The organism is Acidobacteriota bacterium (assembly GCA_016195325.1).
In the GTDB taxonomy this organism is placed as follows: Bacteria; Acidobacteriota; Polarisedimenticolia; order JACPZX01; family JACPZX01; genus JACPZX01.
This window is the reverse complement of sequence record JACPZX010000018.1, coordinates 82,026-104,856: the sequence shown is the minus strand read 5'-3', so window position 1 is coordinate 104,856 and position 22,831 is coordinate 82,026. Positions and strand designations below refer to the sequence as shown.

The 22,831-nt window shown below is 69.8% G+C and carries 24 protein-coding genes; 21 read left to right on the top strand and 3 right to left on the bottom strand.

Going from position 1 to position 22,831, the window contains the following annotated elements; translation table 11 throughout:
• The first annotated feature begins 176 nt into the window (after positions 1-176).
• The 13 genes from HY049_04030 to HY049_03970 all read left to right on the top strand — a co-directional run bounded on the left by HY049_04030 (position 177) and on the right by HY049_03970 (position 11,519).
• On the top strand, positions 177-713 hold the full coding sequence (locus HY049_04030) for a gamma carbonic anhydrase family protein (GenBank protein MBI3448077.1): 537 nt from the start codon (positions 177-179) through the stop codon (positions 711-713).
• A complete protein-coding gene (locus tag HY049_04025) occupies positions 710-1,738 on the top strand; it encodes a DHH family phosphoesterase (GenBank protein ID MBI3448076.1) in 1,029 nt (342 codons plus the stop codon). Before HY049_04030 ends, HY049_04025 begins: the two co-directional genes overlap by 4 nt.
• The gene (locus HY049_04020) at positions 1,735-2,361 is read left to right on the top strand and encodes an isoprenoid biosynthesis protein ElbB (GenBank protein MBI3448075.1); all 627 of its coding nucleotides are present in this window, start codon (positions 1,735-1,737) and stop codon (positions 2,359-2,361) included. The genes HY049_04025 and HY049_04020 overlap by 4 nt, the downstream gene beginning before the upstream one ends.
• Positions 2,362-2,375: 14 nt before the next feature.
• Entirely contained in the window at positions 2,376-2,615 is a 240-nt protein-coding gene (locus tag HY049_04015) for a MoaD/ThiS family protein (GenBank protein ID MBI3448074.1), read from the top strand.
• Between the two features lie 67 nt (positions 2,616-2,682).
• The gene (locus HY049_04010) at positions 2,683-3,165 is read left to right on the top strand and encodes a molybdenum cofactor biosynthesis protein MoaE (protein ID MBI3448073.1); all 483 of its coding nucleotides are present in this window, start codon (positions 2,683-2,685) and stop codon (positions 3,163-3,165) included.
• A gap of 267 nt (positions 3,166-3,432) precedes the next feature.
• A complete protein-coding gene (locus HY049_04005; GenBank protein ID MBI3448072.1) occupies positions 3,433-4,305 on the top strand; it encodes a tetratricopeptide repeat protein in 873 nt (290 codons plus the stop codon).
• A gap of 11 nt (positions 4,306-4,316) precedes the next feature.
• Positions 4,317-5,084 (top strand): energy transducer TonB, encoded by a 768-nt coding sequence (locus tag HY049_04000; protein ID MBI3448071.1) that lies wholly within the window; start codon positions 4,317-4,319, stop codon positions 5,082-5,084.
• 101 nt (positions 5,085-5,185) lie between these two features.
• A complete protein-coding gene (locus HY049_03995; protein MBI3448070.1) occupies positions 5,186-5,863 on the top strand; it encodes a MotA/TolQ/ExbB proton channel family protein in 678 nt (225 codons plus the stop codon).
• A 59-nt stretch (positions 5,864-5,922) separates the two neighbouring features.
• The gene (locus tag HY049_03990; protein ID MBI3448069.1) at positions 5,923-6,354 is read left to right on the top strand and encodes a biopolymer transporter ExbD; all 432 of its coding nucleotides are present in this window, start codon (positions 5,923-5,925) and stop codon (positions 6,352-6,354) included.
• Between the two features lie 40 nt (positions 6,355-6,394).
• On the top strand, positions 6,395-6,859 hold the full coding sequence (locus tag HY049_03985) for a biopolymer transporter ExbD (GenBank protein MBI3448068.1): 465 nt from the start codon (positions 6,395-6,397) through the stop codon (positions 6,857-6,859).
• A 575-nt stretch (positions 6,860-7,434) separates the two neighbouring features.
• On the top strand, positions 7,435-8,991 hold the full coding sequence (gene rny, locus HY049_03980) for a ribonuclease Y (protein MBI3448067.1): 1,557 nt from the start codon (positions 7,435-7,437) through the stop codon (positions 8,989-8,991).
• A 104-nt stretch (positions 8,992-9,095) separates the two neighbouring features.
• Positions 9,096-10,049, top strand: a complete 954-nt coding sequence (locus HY049_03975) for an MBL fold metallo-hydrolase (GenBank protein ID MBI3448066.1) — start codon at positions 9,096-9,098, stop codon at positions 10,047-10,049.
• 24 nt (positions 10,050-10,073) lie between these two features.
• The gene (locus tag HY049_03970; GenBank protein MBI3448065.1) at positions 10,074-11,519 is read left to right on the top strand and encodes an anthranilate synthase component I family protein; all 1,446 of its coding nucleotides are present in this window, start codon (positions 10,074-10,076) and stop codon (positions 11,517-11,519) included.
• A 20-nt stretch (positions 11,520-11,539) separates the two neighbouring features.
• Here the strand turns inward: HY049_03970 and HY049_03965 are convergent, their stop codons facing one another.
• Positions 11,540-12,394, bottom strand: coding sequence for a hypothetical protein (locus HY049_03965; protein MBI3448064.1), 855 nt, complete (start codon positions 12,392-12,394; stop codon positions 11,540-11,542).
• 175 nt (positions 12,395-12,569) lie between these two features.
• On the opposite strand from HY049_03965, the gene HY049_03960 reads away from it, so the two are divergent.
• From HY049_03960 to ilvE, 3 genes are all read left to right on the top strand, one after another.
• On the top strand, positions 12,570-13,322 hold the full coding sequence (locus tag HY049_03960) for a hypothetical protein (GenBank protein MBI3448063.1): 753 nt from the start codon (positions 12,570-12,572) through the stop codon (positions 13,320-13,322).
• A gap of 26 nt (positions 13,323-13,348) precedes the next feature.
• Complete coding sequence (locus tag HY049_03955) at positions 13,349-13,822, top strand: GNAT family N-acetyltransferase (protein ID MBI3448062.1); 474 nt, start codon at positions 13,349-13,351, stop codon at positions 13,820-13,822.
• A gap of 153 nt (positions 13,823-13,975) precedes the next feature.
• On the top strand, positions 13,976-14,854 hold the full coding sequence (gene ilvE / locus HY049_03950; protein MBI3448061.1) for a branched-chain-amino-acid transaminase: 879 nt from the start codon (positions 13,976-13,978) through the stop codon (positions 14,852-14,854).
• Between the two features lie 6 nt (positions 14,855-14,860).
• Here ilvE and HY049_03945 read toward each other — a convergent pair whose 3' ends face one another.
• Positions 14,861-15,607, bottom strand: a complete 747-nt coding sequence (locus HY049_03945) for a glycosyltransferase (GenBank protein ID MBI3448060.1) — start codon at positions 15,605-15,607, stop codon at positions 14,861-14,863.
• A 4-nt stretch (positions 15,608-15,611) separates the two neighbouring features.
• The gene (locus HY049_03940; GenBank protein ID MBI3448059.1) at positions 15,612-17,162 is read right to left on the bottom strand and encodes a hypothetical protein; all 1,551 of its coding nucleotides are present in this window, start codon (positions 17,160-17,162) and stop codon (positions 15,612-15,614) included.
• A 131-nt stretch (positions 17,163-17,293) separates the two neighbouring features.
• Here HY049_03940 and HY049_03935 point away from each other — a divergent pair, with 131 nt between their 5' ends.
• The 5 genes from HY049_03935 to HY049_03915 all read left to right on the top strand — a co-directional run bounded on the left by HY049_03935 (position 17,294) and on the right by HY049_03915 (position 22,817).
• A complete protein-coding gene (locus HY049_03935) occupies positions 17,294-18,232 on the top strand; it encodes an AAC(3) family N-acetyltransferase (GenBank protein ID MBI3448058.1) in 939 nt (312 codons plus the stop codon).
• A complete protein-coding gene (locus HY049_03930; GenBank protein MBI3448057.1) occupies positions 18,229-19,692 on the top strand; it encodes a TldD/PmbA family protein in 1,464 nt (487 codons plus the stop codon). The genes HY049_03935 and HY049_03930 overlap by 4 nt, the downstream gene beginning before the upstream one ends.
• Positions 19,689-21,026 (top strand): TldD/PmbA family protein, encoded by a 1,338-nt coding sequence (locus tag HY049_03925; GenBank protein ID MBI3448056.1) that lies wholly within the window; start codon positions 19,689-19,691, stop codon positions 21,024-21,026. The genes HY049_03930 and HY049_03925 overlap by 4 nt, the downstream gene beginning before the upstream one ends.
• A 77-nt stretch (positions 21,027-21,103) precedes the next feature.
• Complete coding sequence (locus HY049_03920; GenBank protein MBI3448055.1) at positions 21,104-21,931, top strand: hypothetical protein; 828 nt, start codon at positions 21,104-21,106, stop codon at positions 21,929-21,931.
• Positions 21,932-22,136: 205 nt separating this feature from the next.
• The gene (locus tag HY049_03915) at positions 22,137-22,817 is read left to right on the top strand and encodes a hypothetical protein (GenBank protein MBI3448054.1); all 681 of its coding nucleotides are present in this window, start codon (positions 22,137-22,139) and stop codon (positions 22,815-22,817) included.
• Positions 22,818-22,831: the final 14 nt, after the last annotated feature.

The following is a 22,831-nucleotide window of genomic DNA, read 5'->3' as shown; positions in this document are numbered from 1 at the left end:
TCGCGCGGCGGGCTCGTTCCTCGCGTCTCGGGGCCGCGGACTATAGCAGAGCCGCCCGCCGCCGTCAGATCTCACGTAAGTCCGCGCTCCGCCTTGACTTTGGCGCGAGCGTCGCGGTATATGCTACACGTTCGTCGCGCGCGAGGACCGCGGCCCGAGCGAGCGGCGCCCCCACCATGAGCTCACTTCTCAACACGCGACTTTCGATCGACGCGACGGCCTACGTCGCCCCCGGGGCCACCCTGGTCGGAGAGGTTTCGGTCGGCGCGCGCGCGAGCGTCTGGTTCGGCGCCGTCCTCCGCGGCGATCTGGCGCCCGTCCACATCGGCGACGAGTCGAACGTCCAGGACAACGCGATCCTCCACGTCGAGGTCGACGGGCCGGCCCGCCTGGGACGCCGCGTCACGGTCGGTCACGGCGCCATCGTGCACGCCGCCGACGTGGGCGACGACTGCCTCATCGGCATCGGCGCCATCGTGCTCTCGGGCGCCAGGATCGGGCGCGGCTGCATCATCGGCGCCGGGGCCGTGGTGAAGGAAGGGTTCGAGATCCCCCCCGGCTCGGTCGTCTTCGGGGTCCCCGGGAAGGTCGTGCGGCCGGTGACGGCGGACGAGGCGAAGCGGATTGACGGGAACTGGAGGGCGTACGTCGCGTACGCCGAGGCCTACCGGTCCGGGCGGATGAACGGGAGCCCCGAGAGCGCCGCGCGATGAGCCGCGTCGACTGGGCTCCCCTCGTCGACAGGATCTCGCGCGCCCGTAGCATCGTCCTCACGACGCACATCAACGCCGACGGCGACGGGCTGGGCTGCGAGATCGCTCTCTCCCAGGCGATCGCCGCGAAGGGGATCACGGTCTCCGTGATCAACAACGAGGCCGTTCCGGCGCGATTCCGCTTCCTCAGGGGTTCGGACACGGTCGAAGCGTTCACGTCGGACGCCCACGCGCCGGTGATCGCGGGCGCCGACCTGATCGTCGTCATCGACAACAGCAGCGTGGAGCGCCTCGCGCGGCTCCGCCCGGCGGTCGAGTCGAGCCGGGCGTTGCGCGCGTGCATCGATCACCACTCGCTGATCAACCCCTACTGGACGATCAACTGCGTGGACGTCGAGGCGTGCGCCAGCGGCGAGCTCGTCCACGAGCTCATTCGCCGGCTCGACGTGGCCGTGACCCCCGCCATCGCGACGGCCCTCTACGTGTCGGTCATCAGCGACACGGGCTACTTCCGGTTTGCCAAGACGACGGCGGAATCTCACCGGCTCGCGGCCGCGCTCATCGAGATCGGCGGCCTGTCCCCCTCGGCCCTCCACACCGAGCTGTACGAGAGGCTTTCGCTCGCCATCAGCGTGCTGACCGGGCTCGCGATGCGCAGCCTGACGCTCGAGACGGGAGGACGGGTCGCGTGGATGCAACTCCGGCGCGACGACGTCGTGGCGTGCGGCGGTGAGGCGGAGGACACCGGCGATCTCGCCAACCTCGCGCTGGCCATCGACGGCGTGGCCATCGGCCTCCTCTTCCGCGAGATGGGCGGCGGCGAGACGAAGGTGAGCCTGAGGTCGAAGGGGTCGCTCGACGTGCACCGGGTCGCGTCGGCTCTCGGCGGGGGGGGGCACCGCAACGCGGCCGGCGTCCTCATGAAGGCCCCCCTCGATCGGGTGATCGAGATCGTGCTCGGCCGCGTCGCGGAGATCCTTCCGGGGGCGGTCCCCGTCGCGATCCGGGGAGGGGAGGGGCGGTGAAGATCGGCCTGCTCCTTTCGGGCTGCGGCATGTACGACGGCAGCGAGGCCGCCGAGGCGATCCTCTCGCTCCTGGCGCTCGATCGCGCCGGCGCGCGCGCGGTCTGCGTCGCCCCGGGCGTCGATCAGATGCACGTCGTCGATCACCTGAGCGGGGAGGAGGTCGAGGGGGAGCGCCGTTCCGTGCTGGCCGAATCGGCGCGCCTCGCCCGGGGCAAGGTCCTCTCACTCAGCGATTTCTGGAGCGGCGACCTGCAGGGTCTCGTCATCGCCGGCGGGTACGGCGCCGCCAAGAACCTCATGACCGGCTTCATGGACCCCGCGCGCCGGCGCGAGGTCATCCCCGAGGTTCGGGCTCTTCTCGACGATCTCACCGGCCGCGGCAAGCCGCTAGGGGCGATCAGCCTCGGCCGGACGGTGCTCTGCGCCTACTTCGACCAGGAGATGAAGGAGGACGATCTCTCGATGCCGGCGACGGAGGTCGCCGTCGACGAGGCGCGCAGGACCGCCTTCACCCCGGGATTCCTCAGCGCCGTGCGCGTCGCGGACGCCGCGCGCGGGATCGAAGGCCTCGTCTCCGCTATCCTGCGCATGGCGTCGGCACAGCTGCCGATCCTGCGATAGGTGCCCGAGTGTTCGTGACGATCAAGTTCTTCGCGTCGTACCGGGAGATCCTGGGGGAGGATCAGCTCCTCCTCGAGCTCGAGGAGGGGTACACCGTCGGGGACATCCTCGACATCCTCAAGGATCGCTATCCCGTTCTCAGGGAGCAGGGGTACATGCCGCTCACCGCCTGCAATCTGAAGCACGTCAGCAAGCGCCACGCCCTGGAGGACGGCGACGAGGTCGCCATCTTCCCGCCCGTCAGCGGGGGCTAGGCGTCGAAATCCGGAGGGAGCCTCGTCGGCATCCCGGGAGGTCGCGATGGCCGTGAGCGTCGAGTCGATGCGGGATGTCTGCTCCGTCGTCACCGAGCCCATCGACGTCGCCGCGCTCGCGGAGCGCGTCCGCACTCCCGGCTCGGGGGCCGTCGCCCTCTTCGCGGGGGTCGTTCGCGACGAGAATCGGGGCCGCCGCGTCGAGCGGCTCGAGTACGAGGCGTACGCGCCGATGGCCGAGAGCGAGATGGCGCGCATCATCGCCGAGATGCGGCGGCGGTGGACCGTCGAGGGAATCGCCATCGTGCACCGGACGGGGCGCCTCGAGATCGGCGAGACGAGCGTCGCCATCGCGGTTGCCGCGCCGCACCGCCGGGAGGCGCTCGAGGCCGTCTCCTTCGCGATCGATCGCCTGAAGGCCGACGTCCCGGTGTGGAAGAAGGAGCACGGCGAGGCGGGCGGCGACTGGATCCTCGGAAACGATCCTCCCAGGGGGGCCGGGGACGGAGCGGTCCCCGTCCGATCCTCGCGGCGCCGCGCGGACGCCTGACCGCCGATACCCGAAACCGCTCTCGCGTGTCCATTCTACAGGTCGAGACGAGGCCGGCCACCGATTGTTGACACCCGCGCGAGAGGATCGCTAGACTGCGCACTTCTCAGCCGACACGAGGGATCAGTTCACACCGGGACGAGCGCTCGCCGGCTCGGGGGCTCGGGCCGCGCGACCCTTCGCGCCGGCCCCGTGTCGTTCCGAAAAGGCATGGATCCAGCAGGGAACCAACACGTGTCCGCCGCACGGAGTCTGCGAATGAGAGGAATGGGAAACGCACGCGCGACGCGAGGCATCTCCACGTTGGGCCGGGGCGCCGCCGTCGCCTTTCTCGCGGCCTCCCTCACGGCGACCGGGTGCGGCATGGTCCAGGCCCGCATCGCGATGAAGGAAGGGAACGCCTTCTACAACACGAAGCACTTCGACGAGGCGGTCGAGCAGTACAGGAAGGTGATCGAAATCGACCCGACCTACCGGGACGCCTACACGAACCTCGGACTGGCGTACCTCTCCCTCTACCAGCCCGGCTCCACCCACGAGAAGGACATCGGCTACTCGAAGGGGGCGATCAAGGCGTTCAAGGACTATCTCGCGCTCGATCCCGAGAGCGAGAAGGTGAAGAACTACCTCGTCGAGATCTGCCAGAAGTCGAACAACACGGAAGAGGCGATCCAGTTCTTCCAGGCGGAGGTCCAGAAGCACCCCGACGACGTGCGCACGATCACGATCGTGGGCAACATGTACGCCAAGATCGGCAACATCGACGAGGCCCTCAAGTGGATGGACAAGCGGGTCCATGTCGAGCCGAACAACTCCGAGGCGTACTACACTATCGGCGTCAACTGCTGGGCCCGCTCGTACAATCACATGGATCTCGCGCTCGAGGAGCGCTACGCGATCCTCGACAAGGGGCTCGCGGCCCTCGACAAGGCGATTGAGTTGAAGCCCGATTCTTTCGAATCCTATACTTACAAGAACCTGATCCTGCGGCAGAAAGCGAGCTTCGACACCAGCCCGGCGCAGAGACTCATCTACGGCCAGCAGGCGGATCAATTCCTCAAGAAAGCGATGGAGCTCCAGAACGCGGCGAAGCAGGCGGCCGCCGCCTCCGCGGAAGGTTCGAAGGCCGAGGGGAAGTGAGGCCGTGACGCATGTTTGATACCCTTCTCGACTCGCAGGCCACGAAGAAGGCCGGGCGGAAGACCTGGTTCACCCTCCCGGTCTCCATCACCCTGCACGTCATCGCGCTCACCGCCGCCGTCGGCGCGACGTATCTGTCGGTCGGCGTCATCGAAGAGCCCCCCATCAATCTGCTGCTCGTCGCGGCGCCTCCGCCGCCGCCTCCTCCACCGCCACCGCCTCCTCCTCCGAAGTCCAGCACCTCGAAGCCCAAGACCGAGGAGAAGAAGATCATCCCGAAGGAGAAGCTCCCCGAGATGATCCAGCCCGAGGTCGTCCCCGAGAAGGTCCCCGATCCCGATCCGACCAACACCAACCCGGACGACGGGGTCGACGGGGGCGTCGAGGGAGGCGTTCCGGGAGGCGTCCCAGGCGGCGTCGTGGGCGGCGTCGTGGGCGGCGTCATCGGGGGTGTCATCGGCGGCGTGCCGGGAGGCATCGTCTCCGACGACGCGCCGATCTACCTGACGGGCGATGTCCGGCCCCCCGAGCTCATCACCAAGGTCCAGCCCGAGTACCCGGAGGTCGCGCGGCGCGCGCGCGCGGAGGGGAAGGTCATCCTCGAGATCGTCGTGAACCGCAACGGTGAGGTCGAGGACGCCAAGGTCTTGAAGAGCCATCCGCTCTTCGATCAGGCCGCGATCGACGCCGTCAAGAAGTGGAAGTACAACCCGGCCCTGCAGAGCGGCAGGCCGGTCAAGGTGTTCATCACAGTCGTCGTGGACTTCAAGCTCAAGTAGTCCGCGGGGTCTCGAGCCGGAGCGCAGACGCATCGAATTCGACAAGGAAGAAGGAGTCGCCGATGGAAGATACTTTCTCTCTGACCGGTCTCTGGGTTCACATGACGATTATGGGAAAGACGGTCGTCGTCATGCTCTTCGTCATGTCCGTCTACTCGATCTCCGTCATGTTCGAGAAGTTCTTCCTGTACAAGTCGGCCGTCAAGCAGTCGATCGATTACCTCCCCGTCGTCACCAAGTGCCTTAAAGAGGGGAACCTCAAGAAGGCCGTGGAGGAGGCGAAGAAGCACCCCAAGGGCCACCTGTCGCGCGTCATGTCGTCGGGGCTCCAGGAGTTCCTGAACCAGCAGGAGAACGCCGTGGCGTACGACGTCATCGGCGCCGTCAACCGCGCGCTCGAGCGCGAGAACGCGCTCGTGATGGCCGAGCTGAAGAGCAAGCTGGCCGGCCTGGGCACCATCGGATCGACGGCCCCGTTCGTCGGCCTCTTCGGAACCGTCGTCGGCATCATCGGCGCGTTCCGCGGCATGGCCGCGTCCGGATCGGGCGGTCTCGGTGCGGTCTCCGCCGGCATCGCCGAGGCGCTCGTCACGACGGCCGTCGGACTCCTCGTCGCGATTCCCGCGGTGTGGCTGTTCAACTACTTCACGAGCCGCGTCGAGCGGTTCCAGGTCGAGATGGGGAACTCCTCCTCCGAGCTCGTCGACTTCTTCCTCAAGAAGCACGGTGCGAGCGTGGGCGTCGGAGTCGGCGGCCAGAAGACCGCGGGCGCGCACTGACCGTGCCCCTCGGGCACGGCGTCGCGCGGCATCGGATGGACAGGGAGAGGTAGGAAGCCATGGGAATGGATTCAGGCGGCGGGGGCGGCGTCAAGTCGGACATCAACGTCACCCCTCTCGTCGACGTCGTGCTGGTGCTCCTGATCATCTTCATGGTGGTCACCCCCATGCTGCAGAAGGGGAAGGACGTCCAGCTGCCGACGACGTCGAACCCGGACACGAAGAAGAGCGACGACAAGAACGACGTCCTGGTGAGCGTCACGGCGGACGGCAAGGTCTGGCTCGACACCGCCGTCGTCAGCAAGGAGCAGCTCACCTCGATGATGGCCGAGACGTACGCGCGGAGCCCCGGGAAGAGCATCATCATCAAGGGGGACAAGCGCCTGACGTTCGGCGACGTCAAGGACGTCATGCTCATCGTCAATCAGGCCGGTTTCACGAACGTCGCCGTCATGGCCGACAGGGCCCTGGCCGGCGCAGCAGGACACTGAATTGTCCGGCGCGGCCGGGCATTAGGGGGTTGACGTGGGGATGGACGCAGGCGGAAAGGGCGGCATCAGGTCGGACATCAACGTCACGCCTCTGGTCGACGTCGTCCTCGTGCTGCTCATCATCTTCATGGTCGTCACGCCGATGCTGACGCGCGAGTACGAGCTCGACGTCCCCCAGAAGATGGAGAACATCGAGGTGCCCGACGAGGTGCTGGCCGATCAGCTCATCGTGACCTACACCGCCCAGGACGGCCTGTTCATCAACAAGGACAAGGTCGCCCGCGACGCCCTGGCGACCACTCTCCAGCAGATCCTCGCCGGGCGCCACAAGAAGAGCGTGTTCTTCGCGGCCGCGCGCGCGCTGAACTACGGCGAGGTGGTCCAGGTCCTCGACGTGGTCCGCAACTCGGGGGCCGAGGCCATCGGTCTCGTGACCGAGGACGCGCTGGCTCTGCCCCCGGACAAGCAGTCGGCCGCAGCCGCGGCCGCGCCCTCGGGGCAGTAGAACCTCCCGCGAAGAGGACTCCCGCCGGCCTGTGGCGGGAAGCCCTCCTGACGGCGCGACATTGATCGGCCGGGGAGCGGATGATACATTCCCTGCGGCGGCACGGAGTTCGGTCATGCCGCTCGGACGGGTACCCGCCCCGGCAGAATCTCCCGACCTGTCCCACATCCACGGGAAGGGCCCCGGCCCGGAGACAGAGGGCGCTCGCGCGACCGAGCCTCGAAGGAGGCCCGGCCGGGGGCGGCCCTCGGTGATGAAGTGGGAACGGCTCCGGTTGCACGAACGGACTGGCCTGCGGGGTCTCGTGGATCACGACTCGATGAATCCGACACCTCATCCGATCGTCGGGGGCGTCACGCCCCGTCGCGATCTCCCGCGCCCTCTTCCACCGACGTCTCCCCCCGAGCGCTGATCGGCCCGCGCCCGTCGCGTCGCGCCGGGCGGCTCCTCGCCCGGCTCGTCACGGCGGGCCGCCGCCCGTCGCGGGGCGAATGGTCGTCCCCCCGGCGCGGACCGGCCGGGCCGGCGTCGCCCTCACGAGCGTCCGCCTCCCGGATCGAGAGGGGAACTTCCACATGACGAGCATTCTGCTCTGGGTTCTGGCGGGATCCGCGGCGACCGGCGTCGCCGTCTGGGTCGCCGCCACGAGATTCGGCGCGAAGAGCGTCGAGACGGCGCGCACCGAGGCCGCCGACATCATCCGGGAGGCCCGGGAGGAGGGCGAGAAGGAGAAGAAGCAGGCCCTCCTCACCGCCCGCGAGAAGTGGTACAAGACGAAGACGCAGATGGAGAAGGACGCGCAGAATCGCCAGCGCGCGCTCCAGAAGCTCCAGAAGGACATCGAGGAGAAGGAGCTCGCGCAGCAGGAGGCCGCCAGCACGCTCAAGCGCCGCGATCAGTCGGTGCGGGATCGCGAGAAGCGGATCGCCGAGATGGAGACCGCGTCGAAGGACAGGAACGAGCGCCTGACGCGGCTGGTCGAGGAGGAGAACGCGAAGCTCGAGAGGATCAGCGGCCTCACCGCGGAGGAGGCCCGGAATCTCCTCCTCAACAACCTGAAGACGCAGACGCGGTTCGAGGCGGCGGCACTCATCAAGGAGATCAAGGACGAGGCGCAGGTCCAGGGGGACGCCGAGGCGCAGAAGATCATCGCCCTCGCGATCGAGCGGCAGGCGGCCGACTACTCGAACGAGCGGACCGCCACGTCGGTGCCGATCCCGAACGAGAAGATCAAGGGGCGCCTCATCGGCATCGAGGGGCGCAACATCAAGGCGTTCGAGAAGTTCACGGGCATCCAGCTCGTCGTCGACGAGTCCCCCGACAGCGTCATCCTCAGCGGGTTCAACCCCGTCAAGCGCGAGATCGCGAAAATGTGCCTCGAGAAGCTGCTGAAGGAGGGGAACATCACCCCGCAGCGCATCGAGGAGGTCTCGAACGAGATGAAGCGGAAGATGGTCCGGCAGATCCAGAAGATCGGCGACGAGACCCTGAAGGAGATGAAGATCGAGGGGGTGCACCCCGAGATGGTTCGGCTCCTCGGCCGCCTGCGGTACCGCACGTCGTACGGCCAGAACGTCCTCGAGCACTCCAAGGAGGTCGCCCGCCTCACCGAGATGATGGCGGTCGAGCTGAGGCTCGACGGCAAGCTCGCGAGGCGCGCCGGCCTCTTCCACGACATCGGCAAGGCGATCGACTACGAGAGGGAGGGAACGCACCCCGAGATCGGCTTCGAGGTCTCCAAGAAGTACGGCGAGCCCCCCATCGTCCAGAACGCCATCGCCTCGCACCACGAGGACGTGGAGGTCATCTCTCCGATCTCGGTCCTGGTGTCGGCCGCCGACGCGATCTCCGGCGCCCGGCCGGGGGCGCGGCGGCGCACGGTGGTCGACTTCGCGAAGCGCGTCGAGAAGCTCGAGGCCCTGGCCGACTCGATGGAAGGGGTCGAGCAGTCGTACGCCATCCAGGCGGGGCGCGAGATCCGCGTCATCGCCCGCCACGAGAAGCTGGACGACGCGCAGTCGGCGCTCCTGGCCACGTCGCTGGCGCAGAAGATTCAGCAGGAGATGGAGTACCCCGGAAAGATCAAGGTGACCGTCATCCGCGAGATGAAGGCCATCGACTACGCCCGATGATGACCGCGGAGGGTCCTTCGGTTTATCATGGGGCCCGCCCGACGGGATGCGGCGCCGGCGGGTAGCAGGGTTTCAGGGTTCTCGTCGCCCAGAGGCAGGGTGCGATGTCGAAGGCAGAGAAGCCGAAGGGAGCGGGGGACTTCATCGTCCGGTTCTGGGGGGTGAGAGGATCGTTCCCCGTCTCGGGCGAAAGTTACCTCCACTTCGGTGGGAACACGTCGTGCGTCGAGATCCGGGCGGGCGGGCGGCTCATCGTGTGCGACATGGGCACCGGGATGATCCGCCTGGGGAACGAGCTGCTGAGGGCGCATCTCCGCAGCGGCGCCGACACGAACCACCGCCAGCCGGTGGAGGCGGTCGTCCTCGTCAGCCACGCCCACCACGATCACACCCAGGGGTTCCCGTTCTTCAAGCCCGCGTACCTCGACTCCTCGGACCTGCACATCTTCGGCCCCCGCGTCTTCAACGAGGACTTCAAGGAGATCATGGCGCGCGCGATGATGGCGCCGCTCTTTCCCGTCGATCTCGCCGACATGCGCAGCCGCCAGGTGATCCGCAACGTGGAGGAGTCGGAGCTGATCATCCTGCGCCCGAACGAGGCGCCCGAGATGGTCAACACGACGCGCAACAACGCCAGGCTCGACGGGCACACCGTGTCGATCCGCGTCCTCAAGAACCTCGCTCATCCGAAGGGTGGCGTCGTCAACTACCGCGTCTCCTACGAGGGCCGGAGCGTCGTCTACGCGACGGACGTGGAGGGGTACGTCGGCGGCGACGCGAGGCTGGTGAACTTCGCGCGGGGAGCCGACCTGCTGATCCACGACGCGCAGTACCTCCCCGAGGAGTACACCGGGCTTCCGGTGCCGACGCAGGGGTTCGGGCACAGCACCTTCGAGATGGCGGCCGTCGTCGCGCGCGCGGCCGGCTCGAAGCGGCTGGCCCTCTTCCACCATGACCCCTCGCACTCGGACGACGACGTCCGCGAGATCGAGAAGCAGGCCGCCGCCATCTTCCCCGGCGCGTTCGCGGCGTACGAGGGGCTCGAGGTCTCGCTGTGACCGACGCGAGCGGCTGACCGTCGCGTGCGCCAGCCGCCGGCGCCGCGGGTCGAGTCGCTCCCGGGGTGGCGCGATCCACTCGATCTCCTCGAGGCCTCCCGGGGCCGCCGCCGCGTCGCGCTGCTGTGGAGCGGGGGAGATCACCCCGAGACCGCGCGGTTCAGCCTTCTCGTCGCCGATCCGTACCTCCTCCTCGCGTACCGGTCCGGGCGCGCGTCGATCGAGCGCGAAGGGGCCACGGAGTCCCTCGAGGTCGAAGACCCTTTCGCCCTGATCGGCGAGCTCCTCGCCCGGCACCCGTCGTCGCTCGCCCCCCCGTGGCCCTTCGCCGGCGGCGCCGTCGGCTTTATCGCCTACGACGCCGCGAGGTGCCTCGAGCGGCTTCCGGCGCGCGCGCTCGACGACCGCCCCCACGCGGAGATCGATCTCTCGTTCCACGGGTGGGCGATCGCGTGGGACCGGGCGGCCGCCACCTGGGCCGTCCTCGCGACCGGGGCCCCCGGGGACGGGGACGCCGAGCGCCAGGCGCTCGCGCGCGCGGCGTGCGAGCGCGAGGGGGCATGGGCGCTCCGCGCGTCGAAGGAGGACGCGGGCCCGCTCCCGAGGGGGGGAGCCCGGATGCCCGAGGGGGCCTCCTCCTTCAGCCGCGACGCGTACCTCGGCGCGGTGCGCGCCATCCAGCGGCGCATCGCCGCCGGCGACGTCTACGAGGTCAACCTCTCGCGCCGGCTCTCGGTGCCGGCGGCGCCCGACCCGAGGGCCCTCTTCGCCGCGCTCTGCCGGATGAACGCGGCCCCCTTCGCGTCCTTCATCGAGACGTCGAGCGGCGCCATCGTCTCGTCGTCGCCCGAGAGGTTCCTGAGGGTCCGCGGCGGGATGGTGGAGTCGTCTCCGATCAAGGGGACGGCGCGCCGGCACGCGGATCCCGCGGGCGACGCCGCGGCGGCGCGCGCGCTCCTCGGCAGCGCCAAGGACCGGGCGGAGAACGTGATGATCGTCGACCTCGTCCGCAACGATCTCGGGCGCGTCTGCCGGACAGGATCGGTCGAGGTCGCCTCCCTCTGCGCTCTCGAGTCGTTCGAGGGGGTGCACCATCTGGTCTCGACGGTGCGCGGGGCCCTCGCGCCCCGTCGGGGCGCGATCGACGCCGTGCGCGCGCTCTTTCCCCCCGGCTCGATGACGGGGGCCCCGAAGATCCGCGCGATGGAGGTGATCGACGAGATCGAGCCGGTGCGGCGCGGCCCGTACGCCGGCGCGGCCGGCTACCTCGCGTCGAGCGGCGACGCCGATCTGTCCGTTCTCATCCGGTCGTTCGTCCTCGGCGCGGGCCGGGTGGATCTTCAGACGGGCGGGGCCGTGGTCGCCGATTCGGATCCCGGGTCGGAGCATGACGAGGCCGTGACGAAGGGGGAGAGAGCGCTCGCGGCGCTCGCGGCGGTCTCAGAAGAGGGAGTCGCTCGCGCGGAGTGATCCGCTCCGCGAGGATGAGGTCAGCGCGGGCCGTGCGCCGCGGAGCCGGGGCTCCCGACCCCCGAGCCGTCGGCTCCCGGGAAGGCGAAGAGAGCGTCGTCCACGGGACCGTTGAACTTCGCCTCGATGACGTCCGTGACCGAGTAGCGCTGGTCGTTGCGGAACGTCTCCTGGTGAAAGGGGAGCCACATTCCCTGCACCGGGCGATAGTCGTCGTAGACCCTCATCCGCGAGATTGCGCCGGCGGGAGTGTCGAACTCGCCGATGACGAGCACGCGGCTGGTCGCCATGTCGACCATGATGTCCCGGGCGTACCCCTCGTGGTGCCACGAGAGCTTCTGGGTCATCCGCCCCTGCGGGTCCTTGGCGACGCTGAGGTAGCTGAGGTTCCCTTCGCCGTACAGGAGGGGCGAGTCGAGCTCGCGGATGCCTCGCTCCATCATCCTCGCGGCCAGGGGACCGAGCAGCGAGGCCCCCTTTCCCGAGTCGATCCACGCCCGCTCCCCGTCGAAGGCGCGGATCTCCTTCTTGTGGGGATACGTGATCTCCTGGCGGATCTTCAGCGGCCGCTTGAACCAGGTGGTGATGGTGCCGCTCACGGGCTCCGGGTAGTCGTAGTTCTTGATGCTGGTCTTCAGATAGATGGTCTGGCGCCCCGCGATCGTGTCCCGCCCCCCCTGCGCGTCGATGGCGGCCTTGAGCACCTGCTCGGCCCGGTCGTCGCGCCGCACGATCCCCTCGTTCGGGGGCGCCGACGGCATCCTCGGGGTCGCCCTGGGAGGCTCGGCGGGCTTGTCGGCGCCTCCCGTCTGCGGGGCGGCGCCGGCGAGGGTGACGGCCATGAGGGTCAGGACGATCTTGGGGCTGGATTTCACTCCGGTCATCCTCATCGGGAGAGCCGCGGCGATCTGCTAACCTGCGCGGGAGTTTCGCCTTCCGCCGGCGGTTGACCCGCGCGAAACATAGCCGGTTGACCGGGGCCGATCAAGGCGCGCCGCGGCGGCCCTCGCGCCGGCGAGGCGGTAGGCGCCGGCGAACCCTGGAGACAGCGTGCGCGATCCGCTCCTGGTCCTCGTGCTCACGACGATCACCACCGCGGTTTTCCACACGCTCATCCCCGATCACTGGCTCCCGTTCGTCCTCGTCGCCCGCTCCGAGGGGTGGGGGTCCCGCAGGACCGCGATCATGACCGCCGGATCGGCGATCCTCCACGTCGCGCTCTCCGTCGGCCTCGGCCTCGCGGCCTTCTGGGCGTCGAGCGGGGCCGCGTCCATCGCGGGGCTCGGTGCGTCGATCGGGAGGATCTCTTCCACCGTCATGGTCCTCTTCGGCGCCGTCTACGCCGGCTGGTTCTTCCTCGAGGGGGGGCACCATCACTCGTTCGGCGTGCACCCGCACCATGCCCCCGGCGTCGCGCACGAGCGGGGTCGCGCCCATCCTCACGACATGGAGGGGGCGACCGCCATGGCCGTGCCCCCGGCCGTCGGGCTGGCGGGAACGGCGGCTGTCGCGGGGCGCCGGGCGCGCCTGAGCGGCCTCGCGCTCGCCGGCATCGTCGGGTTCAATCCATGCCTGCTCGTCATCCCCTACATCCACTACGCCGGTTCGATGGGGACGGGGGCCCTCGTCGCCGTGTCGCTCGCCTTCGCCCTGAGCACCGTCGTCTGCATGGTGGCGGTGGCTCTGATCGGGCTGCGCGGCACGGCCCGTCTCGAGAGCCCGTTCCTCATCCGATATGGTGAGGTCCTCAGCGGCGCGCTCATCGCCGCCACCGGCCTCGTCGTCATGCTCTTCGGCGGTTGAGCCGCCGCGGAGATTGGGAGGTGCGCATGCCAGCGCCCGCGGAAGTCCAGGTGAAGATTCGTCCGCTCCGGGAAGGGGACGCCGAGGCGATCATCTCGATCGACGCCCTCGTCACCGGCGTCGAGAAGGCCGGGTTCTGGCGAGGGCTCCTGACGCTCTACGAGCCCGAGGAGAACGCGCCCCGGCCGGCGATGTCGTCCTATCTGTGCGAGGTGGCGGAGTCGGGATCGCGGGTCGTCGGGTTCGTCGTCGGCGACGTGCAGGCGTGGCAGTTCGGGATGCCCCGCTGCGCGCGCATCGTGGCGATCGGCGTCCACCCCGATTTCCGTCGCGCCGGGGTCGCCTCGCTTCTCGCGAGATCGCTCCTCGAGACATTCCGCAAGATGAACCTCGAGATCGTGCAGTGCCTCGTGCGCCCCGGGGATCCCCTCGGCGCGTTCTTCGCGTCGCTCGGCTTCGCGCCGTCGTCGTGGGTCACGCTCGAGAAGCCGATGCGCTGAGGGGGCGCGCGCCGGGCCGATTGGATGCAGCCATTCGCCGCGTGGCCGGGGGCGGATCCTGTTGACGCCTCCGGCGGGCTCCCTTAAGATGACGGCTCACCGCGCACGGAGCTCGACGACATGGGGCCGAACACCAACGCCAGGGGGACCACGATGGCGCTCTCCATTTACCTCAACGGCCAGTACCTCGACGACAAGGAGAGGGCGCAGATTTCCCTGTACGAGCACGGCTTCCTCTACGGCGACGGCGTCTTCGAGGGGATCCGCGCGTACCACGGCCGCATCTTCCGGATGCGCGATCACCTCGATCGCCTCTACAACTCCGCGAAGGCGATCCTCCTCGAGATCCCCCACGGCCGGGAGGAGCTGAACCAAATTCTGCTCGAGACGGTCCGCCGCACGGGGCTCGACGACGCCTACGTCCGCCTCGTGGTCTCGCGCGGCCCGGGCGACCTCGGCATCGATCCGCGCAAGTGCGCGAAGGCGGCCGTGTACATCATCGCCGGCGCCATCCGCCTCTACCCCGAGGAGAAGTACAAACAGGGGCTCAAGACGATCGTCTGCTCGACCCGGCGGAACCGCCCCGACGCGCTCAACCCGCAGATCAAGACCCTCAACTACCTCAACAACATCATGGGGAAGCTCGAGGCGATCCGCGCGGGCGTCGACGAGGGGATCATGCTCAACGACGCCGGGTACGTCACCGAGGGGACCGCCGACAACATCTTCGCCGTCGAAGGGGGAAAGCTCTTCACGCCGCCCACCCACGTCGGCATCCTCGAGGGGATCACGCGCAAGGTGATCCTCCAGATCTGCGCCGAGAAGGGGATCGACTGCGCGGAGCGCACGCTCGTCCAGTACGATCTCTACAAGGCCGACGAGGTGTTCCTCTGCGGCACGGGGGCCGAGCTGATCCCCGTCGTCGAGGTCGACGGCCGGGTGGTCGGGGACGGCCGGCCCGGGCCCGCCTTCCAGCGGCTCCTGGGCCTCTTCAGGGAGCGGACCGCCACCGACGGCGTCCCCTACCGGTAGGCCGCCTCACCCGTAACGGCCCCGCACGTCGGCGATCTTGATCCGCGCGAGATCCATAGCCGTCGCGGGAAGCCCCGAGACCATCCGCACGCTCGAACCCCCGCTCAGGTACCGGAGGCGCACGGGGACCTCGGCGACGCGCAACCCGAGGCCGCTCGCGATCACGAAGATCTCGACGTCGAAGAGGAACCGGCGCGTCACGAGGCGGCGGCGCACCTCCTCCGCGCCGCGACGCGAGAAGGCCTTCAGCCCGCACTGGGTGTCCGTCACCCCGAGACGGAAGAGCAGGTGCACGACGAGCCGGAAGGCGCTCCCGGCGATCCATCGCCTCACGAGATAGGGGAGAAGTCCGGAGCGCAGCTCGATGCGCGACGCGGGGTCGTGCCGGTTGCCCGTGGCGACGTCCGCCCCGCCCTCCACCGCCGCGATGACCGCGTCGAGATCCTCGAGCGCGTAGGAGAGATCCGCGTCCGTCGTCGCGATGATCGCCCCTCTGGCCTCGGCGAGACCGCGGATCACCGCCCCCCCTTTTCCCTGGTGCGCCTCGAGCGCGACGAGCCGCACGCGCGGGTCGCTTCGCGAGGCTTCGGTGACGCGTGCGCGCGTGTCGTCCGCGCTCCCGTCGTCGACGACGACGATCTCCCACGCCCCCCCGCGTGCCGAGAGGTGGCGTCCGAGGCGCTCGAGAGACGATGCGATCCCGGCGGCCTCGTTGTACGCGGGGAGGATCACGGAAAGGCGGATGGGGTCCACGGCATCACCACGCGAGGACGAAGGCGGCCGACCCATCCGGGTACCGGATCGTCCGCCGCACGGCGATCCCCTGTTCCGGCACCTCGTCGGGCTTCAACAGGAAGAGCGGCGAGAGTCGCCCCGGCACGAGTCCCCCCCCGTAGAATACCGGCTCGTCGAAGAGATACTTCGTTCCGGCGAACCGGGAGCGCTGGTATTCGGCCGGCGGGAAGGCGAAGAGGTAGAGCCGCTGGATGAAGGGGAAGTCGATGGTGCGCGTGACGTAGAAGCTGTCGTGGTCCGCCCCCACCGCCTCGATCTCGCGGTACGCCTCCTTCAGCCCGTACTCCCACGCGGGTCCCGACACCCGCGGGTAATCGACGAAGTAGCTCCGCAGATAGGCCGCCGACGAGACGAGGGCCGCCAGCGCGACGGCCGCAAGGAGCGCGCGCGATCGGCGCCGGGCGGGATCGAGCGGGCGGCCGGGGCGGAGGAGCGCGAACGCGCCGAGCCCCTCGAGCGCGTAGATCGGCGGGATCGCGCCGATCGCGCGGACGGCGTGCGCGGGGTCGGCGGCGAGCGCGGCGGGGAGGGGGGCGATCGCGAGCCACCAGAGGACGAAGAGATCGGCCGCGCCCCGCCGTCTCATCGCCGCCACGGCTCCGGCGCACAGGAGGAGCAGGTCGTGCGCGTGGAGCGCGCCGAATCCCGGGATCGAGTGTCGCGCGTTGGGGTCCCCGCGCGTCAGGAGGAACTCCGGGGTGAAGTAGGAGGCGTAGTTCGCAGCAAACCGCCACGCGGCCTCCCCCCCGGGGAAGCGGGACGCGAGGGAGACGTCCTGGTAGCGCGCCTGTCCCTGCGGCGTGAGCGCGAAAATCGCGACCGGCGCGGCGATGACGACGACCACGGCCGCAATCGCCGCCGCGCGGCCGGCCCCGATCGTCCGCAGCGAGGGGATCGCCGCGACCGCGATTCCGGCGAGTAGCAGCGGCACGAGGAACCGCGCGGCGACGTACGTGTAGAGCGCGAGGGCGAGGAGCGACGCGCCGGCGAGAAGCACTCCGAACCTCGGCCGCCGGCCCGCGGCCGCGTCGCCGCTCCCGTGGAGGAGCGCCGCCGCGCCCGCGGCGAGGAAGAGCGGCAGCAGCGACGCCTGGAACCCCGTCCGGCTGAAGTGAAACGCCCATGGGGAAACCGCCATGGCGAGCGCCGCCGCGGCGGCGCCGATCTCTCCGCCCAGCGGGAAGGCGAGGGCCGCCACCGCGGCGAGCGAAAGGGTCCCCGCGGCCGCGGCGACGGCGCGCGTCGCCGCCTCGGTGGTGCCGAGAATCTTCACCGGGATCGTGGTCAGGTAGACATAGAGCGGCTCCTCCCATCCGACGCCGAAAATGTCGAAGAAGAGGGGGGTGCGGACGCCGCGGCTGTCCGCGCCGGTCTCGACGAGCGAGTAGGCCTCGTACCCCTGGAACGCCTCGTCGCAGTACAGCGCGACCGGAACTTCGGAGAGGCGCCAGAAACGGAGGGCACCGCCCGCGGCAAGCGCGATCGTCAGGGCAACGACAAGTGGGCGCCGCATCGCGCGGCGAGTGTATCTGTTCCCGGCGAGCCACGTCGATCTTCACCGCGACGGCCGGATCGGCTATTTTGCCGCCCGAAGCGCCCGGGCCGCTCGAAGGCCCCAGGAAGCGCCATGGGAGTTCACACCGCGTGCTCGCGTCGAGGCTGTTCAACCGGATCCCCAGGCAGACGATCGAGGCGGCGCTCGCCGGGATGGGCGTGCGCCGGGGGGATTCCATCCTCGCCCTCGTCTCCCTCCGCAGCGTCGGGTACGTCGTCGACGGCGCGCGGGCGTTCGTGGAGGCGCTCGCCTCCGCGGTGGGGCCGGAGGGGAGCCTGATGCTTCCCGCGTTTCCCGCGGTCGATCCCCTGCCGGCGCCCCCCGAGTCGGGGGAGTTCGACGAGCTCGAGACGCCGTCCGCCGCGGGGCTCGTCAGCGAGGCCTTCCGGCTCCGCCCCGGCACGCTCCGGAGCCTGCACCCCGTCGGCTCCATGGCCGCGAGCGGTCCCCGCGCGGGCGAGTGGCTGCGGGGGCACGAGACGGGCAAGACCCCCTTCGGCGCCGGCTCGCCCATCGACCGCTTCGTCGCCTCCGGCGGGCGCCTGCTCATCGTCGGCGCCCACGCCGGGCCGATACTGCCCTACCTCCAGGAGAAAGCCGCGTTCCCCCACCTCTACCGTCCGGGCAAGCGGTCGGTGACCATCCGCACGCGCCGGGGCCAGACCTTCAAGATCGGCACCCCGGTCTTCCGATCGGAGTCGTGCCGCGTCGTCATCCTCCAGGGAGAGCGGCCGGAGACGCGCGACTACGTCGTGATGCGCGACTACGCGCTGGTCTTCCCCGCCGAGAGGGAGAAGCGCCTGGCGAAGGGGGGGTACGTCCGCCACAACCACGGCCGCCTCGTCGGGAGGCTGGAGCGGTTGAGACAGCGCAAGGTCGTCTCCTCGGGGACGATTGGATCCGCCGAGGCACTCCTCGTGGACGCCGGCCCTTTCTGCGAGCAGGTCGGGGCCGATCTGACGTGGGAGGTCGAGCGCTTCAAGGACGAGTACGATCCGGATCGGCTCCAGACCCTGGAACTGTCGTGAACGAGTTCGCCGCGGCGGCCCTCGACGCGGCGCGATCGAGCGGCGCGACCTACGCCGACGTGCGCGTCGCCCGCATCCGCTCGCAGCGTCTGATCTCGCGCGGCGGCGACGGTGCGGACACCTTCGAGTCCGAGCGCTTCGGCGCGGGGCTGAGAGTGCTCGTCGACGGGGGCCGGGGCTTCGCGGCGACTCCCCGCGTTGAGATCGCGGAGGCTCCGGCGCTCGCGGCGCGGGCCGTCTCGATCGCGCGCGCGAACCGGCAGCTCCGGCGCTCGGACGTCGTGCTCGCGCGCGCCGATCGCGTGCGCGGCGTGTGGCAGACCCCCATCACGAAGGATCCCTTCCGCGTCCCCCTGGAGCCGAAGATCGATCTGCTCCTCGCCATCTGCCGCGCCGCCCTCGAGGTGAAGGGGGCGACTTTCTGCGAGGCGGGGATGGGCTTCGTTCGGGAGGAGATTGAGTTCGCCTCCTCGGAGGGGACGACCACGCAGCAGGTGGTGGTCCGCTCCCACCCCTGGTTCCTCGTGACGAGCGTCGACCCCGCCACCGGCGAGTGCCAGACGCGGCGGAGCCTTGCGCCTCCCTCCGGGCTCGGGTACGAGGGGGTGGAATCGTACCCGTGGCTCGACGAGGCGCGCACGGCCGCCGAGGAGGCGGTCATGAAGCACGAGGCCGCGACGGTCGAGCCGGGACGGCGCGCCGTCGTCCTTCACCCGTCGAACCTGTGGCTGACGATCCACGAGTCGATCGGGCACGCCACCGAGATCGATCGAATCCTCGGCTACGAGGCGAACTTCGCGGGGACGAGCTTCGTGCGCCCCGAGGACCGGGGCTCGCTCCGGTACGCGTCCGAAATCGTCAACGTCGACGCCGATCGCGTGCAGGAGGGAGGGCTCGCGACGGTGGGGTTCGACGACGACGGCGTCCCGGCGCGACGCTGGCCTCTCATTGAGGAGGGCGTCCTCGTGGACTTCCAGTCAACGCGGGAGGAGGCGGGGGCGCTGGGCCTGCCCGCCTCGCACGGCTGCAGCCACGCCGCGTCGTGGGATTCGGTTCCCCTCCTCCGGATGCCCAACGTCTCGCTGAGGCCGGGGAGCGCGCCGATCGGCATCCCGGAGGCCATCGCCGCGACCGAGGACGGGATCTACATCGTCGGCGACGGATCGTTCTCCATCGACCAGCAGCGACGGCGCTTCCAGTTCGGGGGCCAGACGTTCTGGGAGATCCGCGGCGGGCGCATCGCCCGGATGCTGAAGGACGCCGCCTGCGAGTCTGGGACGCTCGACTTCTGGCGCTCGTGCGATCTCATCGGCGGGGAGGCGAGCTACGAGCTCGGCGGCGCGTTCGCCGACGGGAAGGGGGATCCCGAGCAGCCCCACGCCGTCAGCCACGGCTGTCCCGTCGCCCGCTTCCGCGGGGTGAGCGTCGTCAACACCCCGGCGGGAGGCGCCCGCCGATGATCCCGGGGGACGCGGAGATCCGCGCCACGCTCGAGCGTTCCCTCGCCGCCTCGCGCGCCGATGCGTGCACCGTCGCCTGCTCGGGGCACGACGGGGGGCATCTCCGTTTCGCCCGCGGGGAAGCGACGACTTCGGCCGAGACCTCCGGGGCGACGCTGAGGGTGACGAGCACCCTCGGCAGGCGCACCGCGACCTTCGAGACCGATGGAATCGACGCCGCGTCGATCGATGCCGCGGTTCGCGCCGCCGAGCAGCTGGCCCGCTACGCCCCCGAGCAGCCCGGCTTCCTGCCCCCCCTCGGTCCGCGCGAGTTTCCGCGCGTGAGCGCGTGGGCCGAGCCGACGGCCCGCGCCGGCGCGGAGCGCCGGGCCGCGCTCGTCGCCGGCTTCCTCGCCCCGGCCCGAGCGCACGGACTCACCGCAGCCGGCCTCTGCGAGACGCGCTCGTGGTTCACCTCCATCGCGACGAGCGCCGGCCTTCGCGCCGCGCACCGGGGGACGCACGCGTCGCTTCACGGATCCGCGCGCGCCGAAGGGGGGGGCGCCTCCGGATGGAGCGGCACCGTGTCCACGGACGTCGACGCGATCGACGCGGGGGAGCTGGGCGCGATCGCGGCGTCGAAGGCCCTGGCATCGGCAGACCCCGTGGCGATCCCGCCGGGGCGCTACACCGTCGTCCTCGAGGCGGCGGCCGTCGCCGGCCTGTTCGAGCTGATTCTGCCGGCCTTCGACGCGCGGGCCGTGGACGAAGGGCGGAGCCCGTTCTCGCGCCCCGGGGGGGGATCGGCGATCGGGGATGCGGTCGCCTCCGCCGTCATCACGCTCGAGAGCGATCCTGCGGATCCACTGGCGCCCTCGCCGCCGTTCGGCGAGGATGGCGCCCTGCTCGAGAAAGTCAGCTGGATCGACCACGGCACGTTGAAAAACCTGCCGGCTTCGCGATACTGGGGCGCCCGCTCCGGCGGCTCCGCGCGCCCCCGGCCTTCGAACCTGATCCTGCGCGGCGGCCCCGATTCGGTCGAGTCGATGGTGAAGGCCACGAGGCACGGGCTGCTCGTGACGCGATTCTGGTACATTCGCCCCCTGGCCCCTCGACGGATGCTGTCGACGGGGGTGACGCGGGACGGCCTCTTCCTCATCGAGGACGGGCGCGTCGCGGGGCCGGTCGGGAATCTGAGGTTCGATGAGGAGCTCCTCGGCATGATCGAGCGCGCCGACATGGCGGGGCCCGCGCGGAGGTTCGACGCGGGCGCGGCCGGGATGGGGCTGGCGTTGGCCGTCCCGCCGTTGCGGGTTCAGGAGTTCGCCTTCACCGGCGCGACCGGCGCGGTTTGACGCGCCCCGACGCCCGCGCCTTTGTTCACGGTCTCATGGCACGCCCCGCGAGGCTTCATGACGGATGGAGGTTTCATATGACGACGAGTTGGATCCGTTACACGCTCCTCGCGGCGGCGCTGGTCGGCGCCGCCTCCCCCGCGGCGCTGGCCCAGGCGGCCGCCGCCCCCGCACCGCCCGCGGCGGCCCCCGCGGACAGAAACGAGGTCCGTCTCTTCCAGCGCTTCATCGAGGATGGCGCGGTGACGGAGGGGACGTGGATCGAGCCGCAGCTCAGGCTTCAGCGGTTCGGAGGTCGGGACGTCTACGCCTTCGGACCGATCGTCGCGGTGACGGTGGCCGAGGACATCGAGCTCGGCGGGCGCATCAACCTCCAGACGATCAACCTGAACCCCGGCGGGACCGAGACGGGTTTCTCCGACATGGAGGTCTACGGGAAGTTCCGCCTGACCACGAAGCCGAGCCAGATCTCCCTGGGCGCCCTCCTGAAGTTTCCCACCGGCGAGACGAACAAGGGGCTCGGGACGGGGGAGATGGACGTCGCCTTCTTCCTCGGCTATCGGCGCGATTTCAAGTCGGTTTCGTTCGTCGGCAACGCGGGGCTCCGGATCAACCAGGACCCGGACGTGCCGCCACTTCCCTCGGGGCGGCCCGCGATCGAGGGGTCGACTTCGGTTCAGCTCGGCGGCGCCGCGATCTTCCCGGTCGCCTCGAAGAGCGCTGGGATCATCGAGGGCTCCTACGAGACCGAGCGCTTCAACCATCAGGGCGCAGACCTGAGGCTGACGCTGGGGGCGCAGCACCGCTTCACCGAGGCTCTGACCGGACGCGCCGGCGTAGCGTGGGGTTTCGGCGACGGCGCCCCGAACTTCGAGATCATCGCCTCGGGGGTCTTCTTGTTCTGACGGGTGCGATCGTTGGGGTTCGGCATTGGCGGTTAGATCATTGTTTTGTTGGAGTTGCGCGTGATCGCCTCCTCGAAGAAACCCCTTACCCGCGCGCGGGCCTCGGGGTATAATTCCGGCATCCAACGGACCGTCATCCCTGCCGGGCCCGGATCCATCTCATCGAGAGTTCGGAAGCGACGCGTCGAGCGTCCGGAGGAGCTACGTGGGCGCGGAGGAAATCCGCCGGCGGCTGTCACGCCATACGGGCAAGGTGATCGTGCTGACGATCACCGACAACCGCTGCAGCGTCGTGTACGTGTCGCCGGGGAAGTCCGGCGTCGTGAAGCTGCGCCTGCACCACATGTTCCTCGAGGCGTCCCCGAACGTTCTGAAGGCTCTCGCCCAGTTCATCCGCCGCCCGACGCTGGGGTGCCGCGCGGCCCTCAACGCGTACACGAGACAGAATCGCCATCTGATGGGGGGGAAGCCGCGGAGCCGGACGCACGTGAACCTCACGCACCGGGGGTTCCACTTCAATCTCAAGGAGATCTTCGATCGCCTGAACGAACGGTACTTCGAGGCGAGGCTCGACGTCCCGATCACCTGGGGACGCAGCCGCGCGGGGACGCGCCGCTACTCCATCGACTTCGGCTGCTACGACCCCTACGATCGCATCATCCGCATCAACCCTTCCCTCGATCGTCCGTGGGTGCCGAAGATCTTCGTCGACTCGATCGTCCACCACGAGATGCTTCACGCCAGCCTCGGAATCCGCGCGCTGGCCAACGGGCGCCGCGAGATCCACTCCACGCGCTTCCGCGAGGAGGAGGAGAAGTTCCGCTTCCATCGGTGGGCCGCCCGCTGGGAGCGGGGGAACCTCTGGCGCTTCCTGCGCACCACTTGAGATCCCCTCCGCCC

Bases quoted from the DNA above. Each gene is read 5' to 3' on its own strand.
- HY049_04030 (MBI3448077.1), top strand. From the start codon at position 177: ATGAGCTCACTTCTCAACACGCGACTTTCGATCGACGCGACGGCCTAC.
- HY049_04025 (MBI3448076.1), top strand. From the start codon at position 710: ATGAGCCGCGTCGACTGGGCTCCCCTCGTCGACAGGATCTCGCGCGCC.
- HY049_04010 (MBI3448073.1), top strand. From the start codon at position 2,683: ATGCGGGATGTCTGCTCCGTCGTCACCGAGCCCATCGACGTCGCCGCG.
- HY049_04005 (MBI3448072.1), top strand. From the start codon at position 3,433: ATGGGAAACGCACGCGCGACGCGAGGCATCTCCACGTTGGGCCGGGGC.
- HY049_04000 (MBI3448071.1), top strand. From the start codon at position 4,317: ATGTTTGATACCCTTCTCGACTCGCAGGCCACGAAGAAGGCCGGGCGG.
- HY049_03995 (MBI3448070.1), top strand. From the start codon at position 5,186: ATGACGATTATGGGAAAGACGGTCGTCGTCATGCTCTTCGTCATGTCC.
- HY049_03990 (MBI3448069.1), top strand. From the start codon at position 5,923: ATGGGAATGGATTCAGGCGGCGGGGGCGGCGTCAAGTCGGACATCAAC.
- HY049_03985 (MBI3448068.1), top strand. From the start codon at position 6,395: ATGGACGCAGGCGGAAAGGGCGGCATCAGGTCGGACATCAACGTCACG.
- rny (MBI3448067.1), top strand. From the start codon at position 7,435: ATGACGAGCATTCTGCTCTGGGTTCTGGCGGGATCCGCGGCGACCGGC.
- HY049_03975 (MBI3448066.1), top strand. From the start codon at position 9,096: ATGTCGAAGGCAGAGAAGCCGAAGGGAGCGGGGGACTTCATCGTCCGG.
- HY049_03955 (MBI3448062.1), top strand. From the start codon at position 13,349: ATGCCAGCGCCCGCGGAAGTCCAGGTGAAGATTCGTCCGCTCCGGGAA.
- ilvE (MBI3448061.1), top strand. From the start codon at position 13,976: ATGGCGCTCTCCATTTACCTCAACGGCCAGTACCTCGACGACAAGGAG.
- HY049_03940 (MBI3448059.1), bottom strand. From the start codon at position 17,162: ATGCGGCGCCCACTTGTCGTTGCCCTGACGATCGCGCTTGCCGCGGGC.
- HY049_03925 (MBI3448056.1), top strand. From the start codon at position 19,689: ATGATCCCGGGGGACGCGGAGATCCGCGCCACGCTCGAGCGTTCCCTC.
- HY049_03920 (MBI3448055.1), top strand. From the start codon at position 21,104: ATGACGACGAGTTGGATCCGTTACACGCTCCTCGCGGCGGCGCTGGTC.